The sequence below is a fragment of the Halalkalibacter sp. HAAS-P013 genome (genome assembly GCF_056619925.1).
Map to the genome: position 1 here is coordinate 334,992 of NZ_JBWQTU010000001.1, position 18,512 is coordinate 353,503.

15 protein-coding genes are annotated in these 18,512 nt (G+C 34.0%); 9 read left to right on the top strand and 6 right to left on the bottom strand.

Translation table 11 applies throughout. The features are described 5' to 3' along the window. The first annotated feature begins 51 nt into the window (after nt 1–51). Together AC1FXP_RS01815 and AC1FXP_RS01820 are read left to right on the top strand one after the other, a co-directional pair. The gene (locus tag AC1FXP_RS01815; RefSeq protein WP_480058247.1) at nt 52–1,311 is read left to right on the top strand and encodes a YheC/YheD family protein; all 1,260 of its coding nucleotides are present in this window, start codon (nt 52–54) and stop codon (nt 1,309–1,311) included. A gap of 127 nt (nt 1,312–1,438) precedes the next feature. Next, nucleotides 1,439–1,687, top strand: a complete 249-nt coding sequence (locus tag AC1FXP_RS01820; RefSeq protein ID WP_480058249.1) for a hypothetical protein — start codon at nt 1,439–1,441, stop codon at nt 1,685–1,687. Between the two features lie 632 nt (nt 1,688–2,319). On the opposite strand, the gene AC1FXP_RS01825 is transcribed toward AC1FXP_RS01820, so the two are convergent. From AC1FXP_RS01825 to AC1FXP_RS01840, 4 genes are all read right to left on the bottom strand, one after another. After that, a complete protein-coding gene (locus tag AC1FXP_RS01825; RefSeq protein ID WP_480058251.1) occupies nt 2,320–3,462 on the bottom strand; it encodes a YheC/YheD family endospore coat-associated protein in 1,143 nt (380 codons plus the stop codon). A 186-nt stretch (nt 3,463–3,648) separates the two neighbouring features. Then, nucleotides 3,649–4,785 (bottom strand): UDP-N-acetylglucosamine 2-epimerase, encoded by a 1,137-nt coding sequence (neuC, locus tag AC1FXP_RS01830; RefSeq protein WP_480058252.1) that lies wholly within the window; start codon nt 4,783–4,785, stop codon nt 3,649–3,651. A gap of 18 nt (nt 4,786–4,803) precedes the next feature. Then, a complete protein-coding gene (gene neuB / locus AC1FXP_RS01835) occupies nt 4,804–5,796 on the bottom strand; it encodes an N-acetylneuraminate synthase (protein ID WP_480058254.1) in 993 nt (330 codons plus the stop codon). Between the two features lie 83 nt (nt 5,797–5,879). After that, entirely contained in the window at nt 5,880–6,983 is a 1,104-nt protein-coding gene (locus AC1FXP_RS01840; RefSeq protein ID WP_480058255.1) for a DegT/DnrJ/EryC1/StrS family aminotransferase, read from the bottom strand. Nucleotides 6,984–7,173: 190 nt separating this feature from the next. On the opposite strand from AC1FXP_RS01840, the gene AC1FXP_RS01845 reads away from it, so the two are divergent. The 6 genes from AC1FXP_RS01845 (at nt 7,174) to AC1FXP_RS01870 (ending at nt 14,053) form a co-directional block, all read left to right on the top strand. After that, entirely contained in the window at nt 7,174–8,193 is a 1,020-nt protein-coding gene (locus AC1FXP_RS01845; protein ID WP_480058257.1) for an SDR family NAD(P)-dependent oxidoreductase, read from the top strand. 234 nt (nt 8,194–8,427) lie between these two features. After that, nucleotides 8,428–9,783: a CDP-glycerol glycerophosphotransferase family protein gene (locus AC1FXP_RS01850; RefSeq protein ID WP_480058259.1), complete on the top strand. Its 1,356-nt coding sequence runs from the start codon at nt 8,428–8,430 to the stop codon at nt 9,781–9,783. Nucleotides 9,784–9,862: 79 nt separating this feature from the next. Then, complete coding sequence (locus tag AC1FXP_RS01855) at nt 9,863–10,852, top strand: Gfo/Idh/MocA family oxidoreductase (protein ID WP_480058261.1); 990 nt, start codon at nt 9,863–9,865, stop codon at nt 10,850–10,852. Beyond that, nucleotides 10,837–11,814, top strand: a complete 978-nt coding sequence (locus AC1FXP_RS01860; protein ID WP_480058263.1) for a Gfo/Idh/MocA family protein — start codon at nt 10,837–10,839, stop codon at nt 11,812–11,814. Before AC1FXP_RS01855 ends, AC1FXP_RS01860 begins: the two co-directional genes overlap by 16 nt. Before the next feature lie 62 nt (nt 11,815–11,876). Next, nucleotides 11,877–13,355, top strand: coding sequence for a CDP-glycerol glycerophosphotransferase family protein (locus AC1FXP_RS01865; RefSeq protein WP_480058265.1), 1,479 nt, complete (start codon nt 11,877–11,879; stop codon nt 13,353–13,355). Nucleotides 13,356–13,360: 5 nt separating this feature from the next. Then, nucleotides 13,361–14,053, top strand: a complete 693-nt coding sequence (locus tag AC1FXP_RS01870) for an acylneuraminate cytidylyltransferase family protein (RefSeq protein WP_480058267.1) — start codon at nt 13,361–13,363, stop codon at nt 14,051–14,053. Between the two features lie 30 nt (nt 14,054–14,083). On the opposite strand, the gene AC1FXP_RS01875 is transcribed toward AC1FXP_RS01870, so the two are convergent. Both AC1FXP_RS01875 and AC1FXP_RS01880 read right to left on the bottom strand, forming a co-directional pair. Further along, nucleotides 14,084–15,571: a UDP-N-acetylglucosamine 2-epimerase gene (locus AC1FXP_RS01875; RefSeq protein WP_480058269.1), complete on the bottom strand. Its 1,488-nt coding sequence runs from the start codon at nt 15,569–15,571 to the stop codon at nt 14,084–14,086. Nucleotides 15,572–15,625: 54 nt separating this feature from the next. Next, nucleotides 15,626–17,107 (bottom strand): UDP-N-acetylglucosamine 2-epimerase, encoded by a 1,482-nt coding sequence (locus tag AC1FXP_RS01880; RefSeq protein WP_480058271.1) that lies wholly within the window; start codon nt 17,105–17,107, stop codon nt 15,626–15,628. Between the two features lie 577 nt (nt 17,108–17,684). Between AC1FXP_RS01880 and AC1FXP_RS01885 the strand changes: the two genes are divergently transcribed. Then, complete coding sequence (locus tag AC1FXP_RS01885) at nt 17,685–18,308, top strand: acetyltransferase (RefSeq protein ID WP_480058273.1); 624 nt, start codon at nt 17,685–17,687, stop codon at nt 18,306–18,308. Nucleotides 18,309–18,512 lie beyond the last annotated feature (204 nt).

Sequence of the window (18,512 nt, forward strand, 5' to 3'; positions counted from 1 at the left end):
TTGACTAAACTAGGCATAGCTTGGCCGCATATATTATTCTAGGTGATGTCTATGAAAAAAACATTAATTGGTATTATGGTTCACAACCCAAAGCAATTAACGGCTTTAGAAATGGTAAAAGATTTACATGTCGACTTGTTAGTATTTAGACCTCGAGGAATTAAATGGTCGAAGAAAAAAATCCGCGGGCTTCTTTTCAAAAATGGGAGATGGAAATGGAAAACTTGTTCCTTTCCTAAAGCAGTCTACAACCGATGTTACTCGTCTAACAGAACTACAACTAACAAGCTAGAAAGGCTTATTGGAAAAGGAAGAGTATTCAATTGTATAACTCGATTTGACAAGTGGGAAATCCACAACATATTAGAAGACAGTGCAGCTTGTCATAATGTACCGGAAACTCATCTATATTCCTCAAGCACCCTATCGTTATTAATGAAAAAATATGACAAACTCATCCTCAAACCAAGTATTGGTCAGTTAGGCCGTGGTGTTTATTTGGTTGTACAAACAAACAATGATTACAGATTATATTCTAGTGTGTACCCACAAAAAAATACGACAAGTGAACAGAATTCTATTAAAGAAGTTAATGGATTAATCGAGAAGCTTTTCGATCTATCAAAAAGCAGTACAAGAGCCAAGACACTATTATCATCTTTGTTAGCCCCCTTAAAAGAAGAGGCTTTGAGCTTAAATACGGAAACAGAAATGGAAACGTTAAATAATAAACAAGACTTAAAAAAAGAGTTCCTTGAATTAATTAATAGTGACAGATTGCATTCAAAAATTTATACAACAAATAAACAAGAGTTTATAAGAGGAGTCAATAAACTAATAGCTAATAAGAGGTATCTAATTCAACAGTTTATTCCTTTAGACCGTATCGATCAAAAAATTTACGATGTTCGTATGTACGTTCAGAAAGATCATCAAGGCCAATGGACGACTTCCGGAGGATTTAGCCGAGTGGGTACAGTCGATTCTTACCTTACTAATCTCTCTACTGAGTTAAGAAGCATCGATGATATGCAGAAGGGAAAGACCTTGCTTTCAACAACTAATCTAAAAGACATGGAAAACATCAGTTTACAAGCTGCCAAGGCTATCGAAAGAAAGCTGGGACATTTAGGGGAAATGAGCGTAGATTTTGGAATCGATCATCTTTGTAAACCGTGGATAATTGAAGTGAACGGTAGGACACAGAAGAAGTTCGTTAAACGCGTAATGGATGACCAACTTATACGAACCGTCTATTTAAAGCCGATAGAGTATGCCTTATTTCTAACTAAATTACCTCCTAAGAAATAAATTTGAGAAGTTGATCACTTATCTCCGCAACCAAAAGTGAAATGTATCTTTTTACTAGCTTAAACATCCAGACAAAATGAGAGAGGAGGCATAAGCTGTACTACAAAGGATGAAAGGAGGATTACGAATGGGTGTAGTAGCATTTTGTTTAGTTACCGTAGAAATAACTGCAATAGGTGAGCTTGTACTTCCTGAACCAATTACAGTATTTGCACAAGCGGCATTTCCTGAAGCGAATGGGTTCGTTACGATTGAAGTTCTTGGTGAAACTTTAACAATTCCTTGTCCAGCAGTAAATTTAGAAGAAACCATCACAGTAGAAGGTATTGGGGAAGTTACTCTTTTAATTCAGGCTCAACCTGCAAATAATGCGTAGTTACCGCATCAAAAGAGGGTCACATGAAAACCACTGTTTTGATGCTGAAACAGCTATATTAAGGTCAGGAAGTGAAACTCCTAAGTTAACAGGCAACTCCTTGGATTCTATGGAGTTGTCTTTTTCTTGGTCTTAAGAATAACTCTTCTTCCACTATCCTGAGATAACGATCAGTAGAAGTGCATTCTAATTAGAACTTAACAATAATTGCTGATTAACGGCGTTAATGAGAACTTCAAAACTCATCCTCTCTTTCCTTAGGTACAAAATATTTCTGCCCCTATCATAAGCCTTTTTTTACTAGTACGTCCCTTTCACCTAAGCAGTTCAAGAGAACTCACATATAATAATTAGTAGGTTAACTACAAAAGTTAGCACCTCCAAATTTAGCGTCTTAATAGACGCTTTTTTTATTCCCTTAAACCCTTTTCTTTGGTAAAATCTACGACACTACGTAACTTAATATCCCTTTTGAATAGATTTTTTAATTGGACAAAAAAACGTCTTTTCCAATAATGTGAAGTTCCGTAATTAGCCCCATGTTAAAAAGCCCTGTAAACTACTACAAGGCTACATTTGTACTCAATATTCAGCCAAAAGGTCGCAATCACTACTTTGGTCAATGATTGTTGTTAGTTCTTATTTTTTTGTTTAGCAAGATAAATACAGTATTCCAAAGGATTAATAAATGCATTTTTTGTTATTTGCTCAGGAGATTTTGCTACTAAAAAAGCTAATTTAGTAGAGGTAGAGTTACATTCAATAAACCATAGCATCTGTTTGGAATCTAAAGCAAAATCTATAGCTGTTTCACCCATAGGTCCATACACTTTTTCTATGCTTTCATGAATGGTTTTTAGGAATACTTCTATTCTACGTTTTAATAAGTCTGCTTCTTCATCTGAATAATTTAAATAGGATCGAGCAAATGGATCAAAGCGAAAAAACTCTGCACCAGATGGCAAGTTTGTAATAGGGGAGTTGTTAGCTCCAATTCGTGAAAAAACATCCATTACTTTTAACTCACCATTCCCTGTTCTTTGTATCTCCGCCCGCATATCTACCATCCTATTATTAATCTTAATAGAATGAATAGCAGACTGCATTATTGCGCTTTTACCTCTTAATATTCTTCTGATAACTTTAGTTAACTTCTTATAAGTTTTTACCTTTCGATATACTAATCTTCCTGACTTTTTCGAAAAAAACTTGTATTCATACCCCTGCCTTGGAACCATTCTCACATGGATGATACTATTTCCTAATCTTCCTATTCTTGGTTTTATATAAACTGAACGATTATAAGCAAACATTTTTCGTAGGTCCCTTGGGTGGTTGTACAACTTTGTAACAGGTAAATGTTGTGAGACTTTTGGGTCCATTGATAGTTCCTTATGAACGTTCCATTTATCAAAGGCGCTTCGGGAATTTAAAAAGGAAACTCCTTCTTTTATAAAACTCTCACGTAGTTCCATATTTACTTTATTATTAATTTCCCGTGTACGACTATATAATACATCCGGGTAGGAGTACTCTTTCCTTATCCATTTTTGGGATTGATTATCAAAATAAACTCCATTTATTGTTAGCTGTTCGAAGTTTACATCTTTACGTGAAAAGAAAAATAAAGTAGTATTTAAACTATTATTTGCTTTCACAAGTTCTCTAATTGCAAATTTCGTTTCTTGTTTTATATATAGATTGTGAATAGCTTTTGAACTTATATATACTCCGATTTTAACCTTCTGAGGTTGCAGGGCTCTTAAGAAATTCATATTTACACCCCTTTCTGTTGCTACCTTTTTATAGTACATGTTATGAAAAAATTTTCGTACAGTTCCAAAAAAAGGTGACAGCCCCAATCCATTTTATGAGGTTGTAGCGCAAAAAAAAAGAGGAGTAAACTTAATCCCCTTTTCTGCGCAACCAATAACTTCCTATATTTTATTATTTTGTTATCCCTATTTCTGGTTGTTAAGAAGTTGATTCAAAAATTTGATCATTTCTTCAGCAGGCGAATTTACAACATCATAAGGATTTTTTGTGTTTTTGATCTGTAAGGATAATCCCGTTTGTATCTCCTTTTTAATGTGTGACGAATGATAATCTACATGAAAAACATTATTACCATGCTCCCTATCCTTTTGTCTATTCCCTATATTAATAAATGGCAAATTTAAAAAAGGGGCTTCGATAATACCACTACTGCTATTACCCACCATTACATTTACCTGGGACAACAAAAACAAATATTCATTCGGTGGAAGAGACTCAAAAAAGTTAGCATTTTCATTTTGACCAACAAACTCACTAATGTATTTATGAAATACTTCCCCACCAGCATCACTATTCGTCCCTAGAAGAAAAATCTGTGTCTCACGAAACTCCTTTAAAGCAATTAAAGCTTCATTAATTTGGTTATAGAAAGAAATATTTTCTTTAGAATCTGGATGCATGACAAACAAAATCTTTTTTTTACTTTTAGATAACTTTAATTTTTTAGAAAGGGATTGTTTTGTTTCATGGTCCATACTTTTTATGTTTTGGACATCGTGTTTACGTAAAGACCCAATAACAAAGATGTTTGATTCTTTTTCACCAATTGAAACTAAGCGTTTTTTTGATTCAAACGAAGATACAAAATGGTAGTTGGATAATTTTGATATTGCATGCCGGATCGCATCATCTGCAGATCCAGACTTCTCACCTCCATGAAGGTGAAATATCGATACATTTTGGTAGTGAGCCGTGATAGCAGCAGATATCATTTCTCCTCGATCTCCTAGAATAAGAATCCCATCTGGTTTTGCTTGTTTAATAATGTCTGCAAAATGTATAGAGGCCAATCCTGTTGACTTGGCCATAGCTTCTCTAGAGTCTCCCTTTATTAAAATGGAGGGAGTAGAAAGGATATGAAATGGATCCTTTCGCAGTTCATTGATTGTTTTTCCGTATTCTTCCAATAGATGCATACCAGTTACAACAAGTTGCAAATTAATAAAGGGACATCTTTCTATTTCAAATAATAAAGGCCTATAAATACCATAGTCTGCTCGAGTACCTGTAAAACATAAGAGCTTCTTAGTATTTTTTTCCAAAACAAACCTTCCTTTCTTTCATGTTTCTAAATCTTCCCACCGTAACGGTGATCCAACCTTCTTCCCACATTTGACTTTTTTTCCTATGACTTCTTTATAATATTTTGCCTCAATATGGTCTGCTGGTCTTAAGTAAGTTAAATCTTCTCTGGAAATTGTATGCCCCTTGCTTATCTCATTGCAAAGATAAATTCCTCTTCTTACCGTATTTTTTGTATCTAATTCGGATGGTGTTACCTGCTTTATTGTACCGCCAAGTGCGACTTCGATTTGTCTTATCCCTTTGACCATTTTACTGAATTTTTTTGGGTTTAAAGATGATTTATGGTCAGGTCCCTCTAAAGTATTATCAAGAGTAAGATGTTTTTCAATGATTTTATAACCAAGACATGTAGCTGCGTATGGTATTTCTACTCCTAATGTATGGTCTGAATAACCAATGATACAATCAAAATGTTCCTTTAACGTATTTATTACCCTTAAGTGAATGTCATTAAAAGGAGCTGGATAGGCTGAAGTACAATGTAGAAGGGCTAGTGGTGTATTTTGGGGAAGGATTTGTACAGCATCTTGTATTTCTTCTAATGTTGCCATCCCCGTTGAAAGGATAAGTGGTTTGTTATAGGATGCAAGCTGCTCAAGCAGAGGGTAATGTGTTAAATCACCACTTCCAACTTTATAAGCATCCACGTCTAATTCTTCTAATATTTCTGCACTTTTCATATCAAATGGAGTAGAAATAAAAGTGATTCCCTTGGCTTCACAGAACATCTTAAGATCTTTGAACTCTTGTTTATTTAATTGATATTTTTTTAGCATGTCATATTGAGAGGAATGTTTACCATTTTTTTGATAGGATGCTAATCGACTTTTCATGGTCACCAAATGTTCAGTTTGATACGTTTGAAACTTTACTGCATCAGCTCCAGCCTCTTTTGCTACATCTATCAGTTGTTTTGCTAATGATAATGATCCGTTATGGTTTATTCCAATTTCAGCAATGATATACACTTGACTCTCTTCCGTCACCGTTTTTGTTCCAAGTTTGAAAGGCATTTCCCCAACCCTTTCTTACATTGATGTTTGTTGTATAGTCATAAAGCTTGTTGTAATTTATTAATTACATAAGTTTGCTCTTCCATAGTTATATTCGAAAAAAATGGAATTGCTAACGTACGTGTAGACATTTCTTCGCTAACAGGAAAGCTGCCAGGCCGATAATTAAATAGAGTTTTAAAGCTATTCTGCAAATGAATAGAAGGAAAATAAGGCTTTGTATGTACGCCATTATTTTCAAGGAATGACATTACCGATTCTCTATTCGTATTTTCAGGAAGAATAATAATAAAAACAAACCAACTTATCTTACATTTACTTAATATTGTTGGCATCGTTACTGGCAGCTTATATTTATTTATTAATTCAATATAGCGTAAAGCTGCGTGCTCTCTCTTGTGGAGAATCTCCGTTAAGCGTTCCATTTGCGCCACTCCAACAGCAGCTTGTAGTTCTGACATCCGATAATTATAGCCAATAAAATCATGTTCAAGCCATTGGCTCGTTAAGCTTCTTCCTTGGTTTCTTAGAACAGAAGACATTTTATAAATATCCTCTCTGTTTGTGACTAAGATTCCCCCTTCACCAGTAGTAATTTGTTTATTTGGATAAAAAGCAAATACACCGACATCTCCTAAAAGACCAACCGGAGCCCCATCCCATTCCGCTCCAATTGCTTCACAAGCATCTTCAATTACAAATAAATTATATTTGTTAGCTATCGCTAAAATGTCATCCATCTTACATGGCTGACCAAAAATATGAACTGCTAAAATCGCTTTTGTCTTAGAGGTAATCGCTTGTTCTATTTTTGAAACATCCATATTTAAAGTACTTGAATCAATATCTATAAAAATAGGCTTTACCCCCTCATAAACTAAACAATTACCTGAAGCAATAAAGCTATAAGGGGTTGTAATAACTTCATCACCTTTTTTTAACCCAAGTGTTTTTACAGCGATGTGCAGGGCACTTGTTCCACTATTCATTGCCACAGCATAGCCAGCATTAAATTGGGATCGAAATTGGCTTTCAAACGCTTGAGTTTTTCTTCCCATACTTAATTGACCAGATTCCAAAACTTCACTTACATAGCCTTTTTCTAAATTAGAAATGTCCGGCTTTGACAGTGGAATAATCATTTTCCTCCTCCTCCTTCACACTAAGCATCAATATATATGTTATTAGATTTTCAGCTTACATAGACCAATAGGTTTCAAATGAAAGCCCGAATTAATCATTTGTTTTACAAAAGTAGTTTTTTATCTAGACATGAAAAACTCTGATACATACCTTAACTATAAGAAATGTACTGTAGGGAGGGAAATTCTTATGGATGGCTTCTCGTTAATACAAGATTATTTTAAAGACAAAAAGATCTTAGTTACAGGTGGGACTGGATCAATCGGCCAATGTATTGTCACTACCTTATTAGAATGTGAACCTAAAAAAATTATTATTTTTAATAAAGATGATAGCAGGCAATATTTAATGAAACAAACCTATACAAACTATTCCAATATAGACTTTATTTTAGGTGATATTCGTGATTACGATTCTGTAGAATACGCAACAAGAGGCATAGATATTGTTTTTCATGTAGCTGCCTTAAAACAGGTACCTATTTGTGAAGATCATCCCTTCGAGGCCGTAAAAACCAATATTTTAGGCAGTGAAAATGTCATCAAAGCATGCATATTTAATAAGGTTAAAAAAGTTATAAACGTTAGTACAGATAAAGCTGTTAACCCTACTAACACCATGGGTGCAACAAAGCATATAGCTGAAAAGCTTTTCTATAACGCAAACCTATTACTAAACAATCATCAAACCATTTTTTGTTCCGTTCGCTTTGGTAATGTGATTAACTCTAGAGGGTCTGTCATTCCACTATTTATTAATCAAGTTAAGTCTGGTAAAACACTAACAATTACTGACCCTAAGATGACACGATTTATCATGAGTATTGCCGATGCCGCACAGCTTACTCTAAAGTCTGCATTTTACTCGAAAGGAGGAGAAACATTCATCTTTAAAATGAAGTCTCTGGAGATATTGACATTAGCTAAAACGCTTAAAAAATATTATGAAAAAAAAGGGTTCAACATACCGCCGATTAAATCAATTGGTAAACGAACTGGGGAAAAATTATTCGAGGAATTAATATCTTTTCATGAAAGTGAACGTGTTGTAGAAGACAATGAATTATATGTAGTGCTCCCCGAAGGTTGTTCATCTTTTTATCACTTTACCAAAACATCAATGCCCATTCTTCGATCTGATCAAATAGATCCAATTGATGAAAGAGAGATTATAGAATTATTAGATGCATATGAAAAAGAACGAAGATAATTGAGGAGAGGGTTGGTATTTGTAAATTTATCAAGTGATAGAAGTCAGCTTTTACCTATCACTGAAAATGGAGTTAATTTATATAGCATTTACCTATACTTGCAGCCATCAAGAAACAACATTTTCACCATTTTAATCAGTAGAATACTCCCTTATTAATCTAACTAGAACAGCTTTTTAGAGATAGATCGTTATTATCTAAAAGCCTTTCTCCCAAAAAGGAGTAGAGTTTATATGAAAGAATACAATCATATTATTTGGTTATGTACGGTTGAGTTTCTAACTGTTTTTAAAAATATCTATTATGACCATGTACCAATCAACCTCCCCCTCCTCAGGGAGTTTCAAAAATATGTAAAACAGAACTATAAGTCGGCCTTTTATTGGAAAAAGAATACGCCTTTACAGAAGCAGATTCACACTGCTTGTGAACCTTTTTTAATAAACGAACAGCCAAGAATTCAACAAGAAAAAAAATTACTAGTGCGCTCAAATTTGTACCCATTGACTAGGCACTTTAAAAATCACCAATGCGTCTATTTAGCTCATCATAAGAAGGAATATGCAAAAGCTCGAAAAAATAAAGGATGTAGACCCTTATTGTATTTACCTCACATTCCAGAAGCAAAAATAAATAAGATAAAAGAGCTAAGAGTACAAAATAAATTGAACAAAATTTTCAAGTCACGAACTACTCCCTCTTTCTTGCGGTCAAAGTCTTTTAGGAGATGGATGAGGAAAAACACGAAAAATCTTCTAATAAAAATTAGAAAAGTCCATACATTGTTTAAAAAGTATTCCATTACAAAGGTTTTGTATGGCTCGACCATTAACCGTTATGGTGCATTAATTACAACATTTGCCCAAAGCAGAAAAATAAAAACAATTAACTTTCAACACGGTATTATGGGGGAACTTGGACATTTACCAGTTAATGCCGATTTAAACTTGGTATGGGGAGCCTCTCACCGAGATTATTTATTATCATTTGGGGCTCCTTCCCAAAAAATAAAAATAGTCCCCCCTATTCTTATAGAAAGGAACAACCTGAGTTTACCTAATAAGCAGAAAGATTGTTCTCTACAAAACAACGAACCTGTCAAAATCTTAATAGCTCTGCAACCTTTAGGTTTACGATTTAATCGTACAATGATCAGAAATATAGAAAATGCCGCTAAAAATTTCCAAGGTAAAATTTCAATTTCTTATAAATTACATCCAGATCAAAAAAGAAGTAACTATGAAAATATGATTAATTCGGCTCACGCCAAACTATATTCTCATGAAGAAACCACCCTGCAAAGCTTAATGCAATGGTGTCACTTAATTATCACTCCTTTTTCAACTGTGGCTTATGAGGGTTTTTTATGTAAAAAGCCAGTAGTTTTCTATGGATCACCGAAACACTTTTATTATTTAAAAGGTCGCCCGAAGTTTATAAGTAGTGAAGATGACACAAACCAGTTATTTTTACAATTAGTAAAAAATCCTATCTATCTATCTACTCTCTCAAAGCAAGTATCTTTAAAAGATAAAGTGGAACCTTTTCCTATCAGCCCTCTTATAATTGAACACAAATTATCAAAATAGGAGTAAAAATATATAACCCCTATATGGTCTAAGTACTAGGTAAATAGAATTATATCTTTAGTGAAAGGGTGAATGTAATATGACCAAGAAAATTGCGATTATTGGGATGGGTCAGATTGGAAGACGACACCTTCAAGCCCTTACACTGATTGATCGGCCTATTCATATCCAAGTGGTAGATCCAAATCTTCATGCATTAAAGCAAGCAAGTAAATGTTATCTAGAAATGGAAGCTCCAAGATGTACTCAACAGGTTGAGTACTTAACCGATATTACATCTCTTTCTGCTAACTTAGATTTGGTCATCATCGCAACTACAGCAGATGTCAGAAAATCGATCGTGGAAAAGTTACTATCTCTAAAAAATGTTCAAAACCTTATTCTTGAAAAAGTTGTCTTCCAACACCCTGCTCATTTTATAGAAATAAATAATTTACTACAAAAAAAAGAAGTCAAGACTTGGGTAAATTGTCCACTTAGAATGTATCCATTATTTCAAAAGCTTAAAAAGTCAATAATCAAAAAAACTGAAGTTCCTAATCTGATAGAGTATTCTTTAAGCGGTCAAAATTTTAATCTAGCATCTAACACCATACATCACCTTGACCTTTTTTCTTATTTAACGAATGAAACGAATATTACGTTAGATGCATCGAATCTTGACAAAAATTTCATCGATAACAAACGCAAGGGATTTATTGAGTTTACAGGGACATTGAAAGGAAAAAGCAAGGGAGGAAATCATATTACCATTACTTCTTATCCAACAGGGGAAGCCCCTCTCTTATTACAAATAAATACTGTGGATATACGGTGTATTGCTAAGTTTAATGAGAATAAAGCATGGATTTCATCCTCTCCACATTGGAAATGGAAAGAAATTGATTTCGAAGTGCCTTTTCAAAGTAAACTTACGCATTTAATCGCTCAACAAATATTTGATGAGAATAAATGCGACCTTCCTGCTTATTCAACATCATGGCAATTACATCGTCCTTTACTTGATTCTCTAACTCAACATCTCCAAACTTACTCAAATTGGGGGGAGCCAATATGTCCAATAACATAAATCCGATTCTATTGGTTGGGGCAGGAAAAATGGCAATTGAATATGCTAACGTACTAAAGAAACAAAATGTACCTTTTATTTGTGTAGGGCGTAGTACTGCTTCTGCTGAAAGGTTCAAAGACCAAACAGGTATAACCCCTGAAACTGGTGGTCTAACTAATTTTTTAGAAGAGAACACTTGGCCTGTCTCCTCTGCAATTGTATGTGTAAACGTGGAAGAACTTTCTTCTTCCACTCTTACCCTGTTGAAATACGGCTGCAAACATATACTTGTTGAAAAACCCGGTGGAGTAAATGGGAAAGAAATTGAAATGATCGTGCAAGAAACAAAAAAACAAAAAGCTAAGGTGTATGTTGCATATAATAGACGTTTTTATGCTTCAACTAAAAAAGCTAAAGCAATTATTGAACAAGATGGAGGAATTGACTCCTTTCATTTTGAGTTTACCGAACTATCCCATCTTATTTCTAAAACCTCCATTAACTCTAAAGTGAAAGAAAATTGGTTATTAGCCAATTCTTCACATGTGATTGACTTGGCCTTTTATTTAGGAGGAGAACCTCAACAAATCACTTGTTACTCCAAAGGGGGGACGGATTGGCATCCTTCTGCTTCAGTGTTTGCTGGAGCAGGCATCACAGAAAAGAACGCTCTTTTTTCTTACCACGCTAATTGGGATGGCCCAGGTAGATGGGGGATCGAATTAATAACGAAAAAAAGACGCCTAATTTTACGTCCTTTAGAACAATTACAGGAACAACAATTTGAAACATTCTCTTTGGAAAGAGTCGCCACCAAAGAGCAAATTGATAAAGACTTTAAACCTGGTTTATTTTCCCTAGTGCAATCCTTTCTTTCTTCTCATACAGATTCAGCCCTAGTTTCGATTGAAGAGCAATATCGAAAAACCCTTTCGTGGTATCAAAAAATTAACTATTCATTAGTGGGAAATAATGGATGAATATGTAATAGAGTTGTTACGGTAAAGAAAACTATAGTTATGTCTTCAAAGGAGAGATGACGATGTACGGTGACCTACAATTAAATAACCATTTTATTTTGAGATATGGATTAACAAAAGAGTTCTTTGAAACATTCCAATCTTTAAAATATAGAGGGATTGAAATTCCCCCGGTTGTATTAAGGCCTTTTCACCGCTATATACAATCTTTTGTAAACAAAAATGTAACGAATACAAAATTAATAACTACACTCAAAAAAAAACATCAGATTACAACAATGAGAGACGTTCAATTAAAGTTAGCACGATTACCAAGGATAAAAAGAAATCTCCTTACCGTAAAGCATAGGAATACCATTTTACTCCCTGGAAGGCTAGCTCCATTTGCATTAAAGTCTTTCCCGAAAGCTAATATTTTGTTTACAATATCAGATAGAGAAGATCAAAAAATCCTCAAGAGATCTACTTTGCCAAGACAGATGAAAGTATTTAATTACAGTAAAAAATTAACCACTCAGAAAATTCCTAAAAAAGCACAAAAAGTATTGTTAAATCGAATGAATATCATACTGAGAAAGATGCGAAATCACAGGTTGTTTAGTCGTTCAACCTTTAAGAAATGGCTAATCACTCATATTAAAGTTGCAATAAAGAATATAAAAATATTAGACATTCTTATCAGGAAGGAACCTATTAAGGTCATTACTGCTCGATCGGAAATCATTAACCCTGGTACAACACTATCCCTCCTAGCTGCAAAATATCATTTGCCATTTGTAAATATCCCTCAAGTTTTAATTGGGGATGCATCGCTCATACCTACAAGAGCTTCGCATTATTGTGTGTGGGGAAAAAACCAACAGGATTGGCTGATTAAAAGGGGGATACCACCGTCAAAAATAACCAAAACAGGAAATATTAACTTTGAATCAGCAAAAGACTTCAAATGTAGAAGCAAACAACAATTTTATAAAATGTTATCAATTCCTGAAGACCACACTGTCATCACTTTTGCTTCACAACCTTTTAATAAACAAGTGAATTCAACAATTGTTGGTTGGATTCAACAGAGCTTATCTTCTTTGCGGAATGCAACAGTTTTAATCAAACCACACCCTAACGATAAAACTGATTTTAAAGCACTTTTTAGACCGACCGCAAAAATCATCGTGTTGTCAAAAGACCACTCACTATATGACGTTCTTTGCCATACTGACTATTTAATGACCGTATCATCTAACAGTGCAATTGAAGCTGCTATGTTTAAAAAAGCAATCATTGTCTTACAACCAACTATCCCTTACCACTATGACCGAAGCCATAACGACTACCATGCTCATTTAGTTAAAGCTAAGGCAGGTCCTGTTGTCTCGAACAAGGAAGACCTTTCAAAAATATTTAAAAAAATCACGAATGCCCTTTATTACAAACAATCCCTTGTGAAACAAAGTGCCCATTTTATAAATCAGACACTCACCCCAGTTTCCTCCTCAGCATCTGTTGCGAAGGTCATGAAAACTTTATTAAAGAAAAGGAGGTAATTAAAATGGAAGAAATATTAGCGATCACTCTTGCCCGAGGCGGTTCAAAGAGATTACCCGGAAAAAATATCAAAGAATTAGAAGGAATTCCTCTTATAGAGTATACAATTCGCGCAGCGAAAAGATCTGAGAAAATTACCCGTTTCCTCGTATCAACAGATGACCAAAAAATCGCCAATATTGCTAAGAATGCCGGAGCCGAGGTTCCTTTTTTACGACCTTCCTCAATATCGAACGACCATGCTTCACCGATTGATGGGTGCCTGCATGCTTTGAAAGAATTAAAAAGGAAAGAGGGATATCAACCTGACATTGTTGTATTATTACAACCGACTTCCCCCTTTAGAACTGAAAAACATATAGATGAAGCTATTCACTTACTAAAACAAAAGAATGCTGAATCCGTAATTAGTGCTTGTCCACTAGAACATGCAGTTGATACCTTCATGAGCGTTAATAAAGAAGGAAAAATGTCCCCCTTTTTTCCCTTTATTCAAGATAAAGAAAGTAATTTCTCTAATCCAGTACGATTAAACGGAGCTATTTATGCAGTAAAAACCTCATCCCTGCTTCACCATCAATCCTTTTACTGCCAAAGCACCTATCCTTATATAATGACTACAGAGGAGTCTATCGATATTGATACTGCTTTTGATTTTGAAGTGGCTACTGCACTTATTCAAAGACTTCACCCATGAAAAATGGACTAATAACGGGGTGTCCCCCCGTTATTTCCCCCTAAGTAAAGTTTCAATCAGCTTACGTATCCGATAGGAGGGGGATCCTCCTTGTTTTAACGTTTCTTTTAAAAAAGCCTCCCCTTTTTTTATTAGATTATTACTATACTGTTCATCTACATTTAACCTATTCAATATAGAATTTAAATCACTTTCATTATATGCAACATAACCTGCAGATCCTTTTACAAGATGCTGATGAAAATCATTATAATTAATTTTAAAATCATACGGTATAACTGGCTGTAAAACAATAATTCCTTTTTTAAACAAAGTAGCTTCTACAGCGGTAGTCGAGGAAATAGTCATACAATAGTCTGAGTTATTTAAAAGATCATATAGTTTAAACCCACAGGGATTGAAGATAAATTTTTGATTCTCCGAAACTTTTTGATTTTTAATAGTAATATTATAGTCTGTTCGGTCATTTGGGTGACTCTTAACAATCACAGAAAACGACTGACCTTTAATCGCTTTCAAAAGCCATTGTAAAACGGTCTTATTTACTTTTTCAGGAAACGGTTGAGTCGTTAAAATTATAATTTGATGATTGGTTGGTATGTTTAACTGTTTTATTAATTTTGCACGACTAACCGTTATTGTTGATATATTATCCATCTCAAAGCGAAGACTGCCAACAGGTATTATCTTTTCTTGAGAAATACCCTTGCTCATCAACCACCTTTTGTAATTGTCGCCCCAAACACAATAATAGGACGCACGTGAGGGAATAATGGATCCATCCGATGGAAAAAGATATTGTATATTAATAAATGGGAGATTATATTTAAGAGCCAGTAAAGCTAATATATTCCCTGGACTTGCTAGCTCTGTATGATCGAGCATTACGCCAATATTTTTTTGACGAATTAAATTCTCAAGAACTTTTATTTCTTTCATAGCTGCTATACTTCTTCTTACTATCCATGTTTGAAATTGAGCAGTACCAAATATTTCATGTTCTTGATTAGAAGCGATTATTCGCTTCACATTGTTCTTCAACAACTTTATTTCATTACTTGATATCTCCGTGTTTTTAACTATATCTCTAAATTTAAAAATTTCAAAATTTGATGGGATACGATGCTTTCTAATCACCATCTCGTCATTAATATTTGATATTGTAAGAACGACGGGATAATTATAAAGCTGCTTCAGTGCAAATGGCAGAAAAATGCCTGGCAAGAGAATAGCATTCCGATGAGTTACAGATGATAAATCGCTTACACATTTTGGCCCCCGATGCAAGATCCTCTGAATGTCTGCCATAGACTTAAACGAATATTTCTTTCTTTTAATATAAAATGAATCAATCCTTTTTTGATCAACTGTAGGCTGGATGAGTTTATAATAATAGTTGATTAAAAGTAAAGGAAGTTCAATATTTTGATACTTTAATAACTGAAATGTTTCAAAAAACTCTTTTGTTAAACCATACCTTAAAATTAAATGATGATTTAATACCTCTCCACCATACACATTTCTCACCCTGCCTTTTTTAGTTTTAGTTATTTTGTATAAAACTAAAAATTTTCAACTTTTATTTTTTAGTAGAGATTTTATTAGTTTACGAATGCGATAAGAAGGAGCCCCGCCTGCTCTTAGCGTATTATTTAAAAATAGCTCAGCTTTTCTAATTAAGTTACGTTTAAACACTGGGTCTTGATCTAGTTTTTTTAATGTAACAATTAAATCTTTTTCATTTTCAATAACTGCTCCTGCAGTTGCCTTCGCAAGGTGGCAATGATAGTCATTATAGTTTAGAAAGAAGTTATATTCGAGTTGTGGCTGTAGAACTAGTATTCCTTTTCCAAACATTGCAGCCTCTATCGCTGTATTGGAGGAAATAGTCATACAGTAATCAGAATTTTTCAGAAGATCATATAAATTAAATCCAGAGGGATTGAGGATCATGTTTTGTTTCTCTGTAACATATTGAACATAACTACTATAGTCTACATGATCGTTTGGGTGACTCTTAACAATAACTGAAAACGGTTGATCTTTAATTGCATTTAAAAGCCACTGTATAATGGTCGTATTAACTCTTTCGGAAAACGGTTGAGTCGTTAATAGTATAATTTGATGATTGGTTGGTATGTTTAACTGCATCGTTAATTCAGCGCGATTAACCGTTGATGATAAATTATCCATCTCTAATCGAAGACTACCTACAGGTATAATCTTTTTTTGAGAAATACCCTTATTTACCAGCCATCTTTTAAAATTCTCCCCCCAAACACAGTAATAGGATGCACGTGAGGGAATGATGGATGCATCTGTTGCTAGGTAATGCTGAACATTAATGAATGGAAGATTAAATTTAAGAGCCAGTAGAGCTAATGCATTGCCGGGATTCACTAATTCTGTATGATCTAGTATTACACCAATGTTTTTTTGACGAATTAAATTCTCAAGAACTTCTACCTCTTTCATAGCTGCTATACTTCTTGCGACTATCCATGTTTGAAATTTAGATGTACCAAATACTTCATGCTCAATATTAGAGGTGATGATTCGTCCCACATTATTCTTCAACGTTTCTATTTCACTTTTTGAAGTCTTCGTACTTCTTACTGAATCTCTAAAATAAAAAATTTCAAAATTTGATGGAATAGAGTACTTCCGAATAGCCATCTCATCTTTTTTATTCGATATTATAAGAATGACGCGATCATTATTCAGTTGTTTCAATGCTAACGGCAGAAATATACCTGGTACGAGAACAGCATTCCGATGAGTTACAGATGATAAATCTCTTACACATGTTGGTCCCCGATGCAAATTCCTTTGAATATCCGGCATTGACTTAAACGAATATCTCTTTTTTTCAATATACAATGAATCAAACCTTTTTTGATCAACAATCGGTTGGATAATTTTATAATAATGATTGATTAATAGTAAAGGAAGTTCAATTGTTTTATACTCTAATGACTGAAATGTTTCAAAAAACTCTTTCGTTAAACCATACCTTAAGATCAAATGTTGATTTAATATCTCTCCGCCATACACATCTCTCACCCCTGCCTTGTTAAATATTTAGTTTTCAGATGTGAATAAAATTTCAGCCAACCTAACCCAACAGTTCTAAGACATTAAAAGGAATACCATAGTTAAGACTTTACAAAAAAACATTATCTCTAAACAACAGAAGTATTTAGAATGACCATCCTTCCCTTAAATAAGGCTTTTGCAAAAAGGCTACATGTATATACTTTCAGGATCACAATAATGTTTAAAATATATTTTAAACATCTATTTCTAGAGCATCATGTTTCGGTATGCCATTCATAACTTTCATAATACGATCTCCTATTACTATATTCCCTCACCATTTTATTAGTGACAGATCTTTCTTCTACAGATTACACCCTGTTAAAGCGCCGTAAAGATCCATGAGTTAGTAGAGATCAACAAAAAAACGTGATGAGGTTATCATAAAAAGGCAAACTTTATTATAAACATCCCCTCTTCTGTTACACGAATTTACTGGTTTGTGCATAACTTAATTAAATAAGAGGGAGAGAATATTTGTACGAAAATAAATGTTCATTAAGAAGTGTGGGAATTAGAAAGGGGCTTCACACTGATGATTGGAATTATAGGGGCAGGCGGCCATGCGAAGGTGATTACAAACATTCTTAAAAAAGAGTCTTCCGAATTGATCTTTTTTTCTACTTCACTGTCAAGCTTTTTGGAAAAATACAAAGTTTATCAGGATTCTACTAAGAACTTATTCGATTGGAAATCTAAAGTTAAGTTATGGCACGTAGCTATTGGAGACCCAAAAATCCGCAAAGAAAAAATAACATTTCTACTTGATAACGAATTCGCTATTACTTCAGCCATTCACAATAAAAGTATTATTTCTGAGTGTTCAAGAATAGGAAAAGGAACTTCTATCATGGCAGGTACTGTCATTAACCCACAAACAACAATCGGAAAAGGCTGCATTATTAACACTTCAGCTAGTATTGATCATGACTGTAGAATTGAGGATTATGCTAACGTGGGACCAGGTAGTAGATTAACTGGAAATGTTTCTATTGGAAAATTAACAGATATTGGAGCTGGAGTAACAGTTATTCCTAATATCAAAATAGGAAAAAACTGTACAATTGGTGCAGGAGCTGTGGTTATTTCAGATATTCCAGATAACAGTGTCGCAGTTGGTGTTCCAGCAAAAGTTATTCGAACTAATAGTACCCTTTAATAGATTCGGGCCTTAAAGAATATGAATCTATTATTTTAGTCAAAAACTTTACAGTACTCTTTAAAAAACAGGGAATTACCTCTTTATTAATATTTTCGGTTCCCTGTCTTTTATGATATTTTTTTATTTCTAATTCCTTTTTCACATAGCGACTAGACCCATAACAACTACACCATACTCTTATAGGTCCTGTTGAATATAGTA